Here is a 3,701-nt window from a genome sequence, read left to right on the forward strand (position 1 = left end):
GACATGGTTCGTGGTGCAGGACAGCCACTCGGGCCGCTATCACCGGCTCAGCCCGGCGGCCAACCTGATGCTGTCGCTGATGGACGGGCGGCGTACGGTACAGACGCTCTGGGAGGCCGCCTGCGCCCGGTTCGAAGACGATCCGCCGACCCAGTCCGAGGTGATCCGCCTGCTGGCGCAGCTGCACGGCGCCGACCTGATCGCCGGCGACGTGCCCCCCGACATCGCCGAGATGGGCCGCCGGCACCACGATCAGGCGCGGCAGTCGCTGATCGCGCGCCTGCGCAACCCGCTGGCGCTGCGCCTGCCGCTCTTCGATCCCGACGCCTTTCTCGACCGCACCGTCGCGCTGGTCCGTCCGGTCTTCACGGTCTGGGGCTTCGTGGCGTGGCTGATGCTGGTACTGGCCGGCGTGACGCTGGCAGCACTCCATGCCGAGGAGCTGCTTGGCGGGGTAATCGACCGGGTGCTCTCGGCCGAGAACCTCCTGCTGGTGGCGCTGGCCTTTCCGCTGGTCAAGGCGATCCACGAGCTGGGCCACGCCTACGCCACCAAGGCCTGGGGCGGCGAGGTGCACGAGATCGGGGTGATGTTCCTGGTCTTCATCCCGGTGCCTTACGTGGATGCCTCGGCCTCCGCCGCCTTCCCCGAGAAATGGCGCCGCGCGGTGGTCGGCGGGGCCGGCATCATGGTCGAGCTGGCGCTCGCGGCGCTGGCGATGATCATCTGGATCAATGTCGAACCCGGCATGGTGCGCGCCTTCGCCTTCAACGTCATGCTGATCGGCGGGGTCTCGACGCTGTTCTTCAACGGCAACCCGCTCTTGCGCTTCGACGGCTATTTCGTACTGACCGATATTCTCGAGATCCCCAATCTCGGCCAGCGCTCCAACAGATATTTCTGGTACCTCGCGCAGCGCTACCTGCTCGGCCTGCGCACTGCGCAGAGCCCGGTCACCGCCAAGGGCGAGCGCGGATGGTTCCTGTTCTACGCCATCGCCGCCTTCGTCTACCGCATCGGCATTTCCATCACGATCGCGCTGGTGGTGGCCTCGAAGTTCTTCTTCATCGGGGTGCTTCTGGCGATCTGGGCGCTCTCGAATGTCTTCCTCTTCCCGCTCTGGAAGGGGCTCACCTTCCTCTTCACCGCGGGCTCGCTGCGTGGCCGCCGGCTGCGCGCGCTGGCGATCTCGGGCGGGCTTGCCGCCGCCGTTGTCGCGGCGATCTTTGCCCTGCCGGTGCCGCACCGCACGCTGGCCACGGGGGTGGTCTGGCTCGAGGATGACCAGATCCTGCGCGCCGCCACCGACGGCTTCGTCGCCGAGACCCCAGTGGAGCAGGCCAGCGTCAGCGCCGGCACCACGCTTCTGCGCATGGAGGACCCGATCCTTGACGCCGAGCGCGCGTTGGCCGCCGCGCGGCTCGCCGAGATGCGGCTCAAGCTCGCCGCGGTCGCTGCCTCGGATCAGGTGCAGGCCAAGCTCCTGCGCGAGCAGGTGGCACATCTCGAGGGCCGGCTGAGGCTCTACGACGAGCGCGCCGCCGCGCTCACCGTCACCGCCCCGCGCGACGGCATGGCGATGATCCCGCAGGCGGACGACCTGACGGGGCGGCTGATGCACAAGGGCGCGGTGCTGGGCTACCTGCTGCCAGAAGGCACCACGCGCTACCGGGTCGCGGTGCCGCAGCAGACCGCCGAGCTGGTCCGCGCCAGCGACCATGTCAGCCTGAGGCTCGAACGCCGGCCCGGAGTCGAGATCTCCGCCCGCATCGTCGGCACCTCGCCCGAGGGGCTGAACCGCCTGCCCTCGCCCGCGCTTTCGACACAGGCGGGCGGGCCCTTCGCGCTCGATCCAGACGATCCCGACCGGACCCGCACCGTCCAGAGCCTGTTCCTCTTCGACGTCGCCACCACCGCGCCCGGCGCTCTGCCCTTCGTCGGCGAACGCGCCATCGTGCGCTTCGATCACGGCGACGCGCCGGTCGGCCTCCGACTGGGCCGGGCGCTGCGCCAACTGTTCCTCAAGCGCTTCAATGTCTGAGCTCACAGCCCCCCGCCCCGGCCCGCGCCTCACCCTGCCGCGTATCGCGGACTATGCCGAGCGCCCCGAGAGCGAGGAGGGCCGTCTCGACCGGCTCGGGCGCAAGCTGCTCGGCCTTGGCGTGGCGCGCATCGCGGGGCTGCGCCGTCACCGGCTGGGCGCCATCATCGCCGAGACCGCCCGCCACGAACCGGCACTTGCCGCGCTCACCGACGCGGAGCTACGCGCCGCCGCCGAGGCGCTGCGCGCGCCTCTGCGGCTGGCGCTGGCGCAGGGGCTGCCCGATGCGGAACTGCTCGGCCCGGCCTTCGCGCTCCTGCGCGAGGCGGCCGGGCGGACCCTCGGGATGCGCCATTTCGACGTGCAGCTGCTTGGCGCCTTCGCCATGCTGCGCGGCGCGGTGGCCGAGATGCGCACCGGCGAGGGCAAGACGCTCTGCGCTACGCTGGCAAGCTGCACCATGGCGCTGGCGGGCGTGCCGGTGCACGTGATCACCGTGAACGACTACCTCGCGCTGCGCGACCGCGACCTGATGCGCCCGCTCTACGATTTCCTCGGCCTCTCCACCGGCGTCGTGCAGGCGGGCCAGCAGGAGGCCGAGCGCGCGCAGATCTACCGCGCCGACATCGTCTTCGGCGCCAACAAGGAGATCGCCTTCGACTATCTGCGCGACCGCATGGTGCTGCGCCGCAACCCCGGCAACCTGCGCCGCAAGGTCGAGCGGCTCTCGGCCGAGGGGCCGGGCGCGGTGCTGCGCATGCGCGGGCTGCATTTCGCGCTGATCGACGAGGCGGACTCGGTGCTGATCGACGAGGCCCGCACGCCGCTGGTGATTTCCGGCACCACCGAGGTCGCGCGCAATCAGGATCCGGGCTTCCTGCGCAAGGCGCTGCGCGCAGCCCGCCAGCTCGACGAGGGCAAGGATTACCGCATCCATCCCAACGAGCGCCGGATCGAGATCACCCCCAAGGGCGCCGAGCGGCTCGAGATCATGGGCGAATATGGCAGCGGGCCGTTCCGGGTTGCGGTGATCCGCGATCATGCCGTGGTGCAGGCGCTGTCGGCAATCCACCTCTTCCACCGCGACAACGATTACGTGCTGCGCGACGGCAAGGTGCAGATCGTCGACGAGAACACCGGCCGCATCCAAGAGGACCGGAGCTGGTCCGAGGGGCTGCACCAGATGATCGAGCTGAAGGAAGAGGTCGAGCCGACGGAGCCACGCGCCACCCTCTCGCGGATCAGCTACCAGCGGGTGTTCCGCCGCTACCAGCGCCTTGCCGGGATGACCGGCACCGCCAGCGACGCGGCGTGGGAGCTTTACTCGGTCTACGGGCTCGGGGTGATCCGCATCCCGCCGCACAAGGGCGACCGGCGCAGCTTTGGCCGCGACCGGATCTTCGCCGGCGAGGCTGACAAGTGGCGTGCCATCGCCGCCCGCACCGCCGAGCTGCACGCCAGCGGAACGCCGGTGCTGATCGGCACCCGCTCGGTCGGGGCCTCGGAGCGGATCAGCGCCGAGCTTGCCCGGGCCGGCATCCCCCACCAGCTGCTGAACGCGGTGCAGGATGCCGACGAGGCGGCGGTGGTGGCGCTGGCCGGGCAGCGCGGCGCGGTGACGGTGGCGACCAACATGGCCGGGCGCGGCACCGACATCAAG

The 3,701-nt window shown here is 70.6% G+C and carries 2 protein-coding genes; both read left to right on the top strand.

Annotated features, from left to right (window positions below; genetic code table 11):
* A partial coding sequence (locus AC6RA4_RS24000; RefSeq protein ID WP_500164606.1) for a PqqD family peptide modification chaperone occupies window positions 1–2,041 on the top strand: 2,041 nt, incomplete at its 5' end.
* The coding region (locus tag AC6RA4_RS24005) for a preprotein translocase subunit SecA (protein WP_500164608.1) at window positions 2,034–3,701 on the top strand (1,668 nt) is incomplete at its 3' end. The genes AC6RA4_RS24000 and AC6RA4_RS24005, both read left to right, overlap by 8 nt.

This window comes from Salipiger sp. (assembly GCF_059781815.1).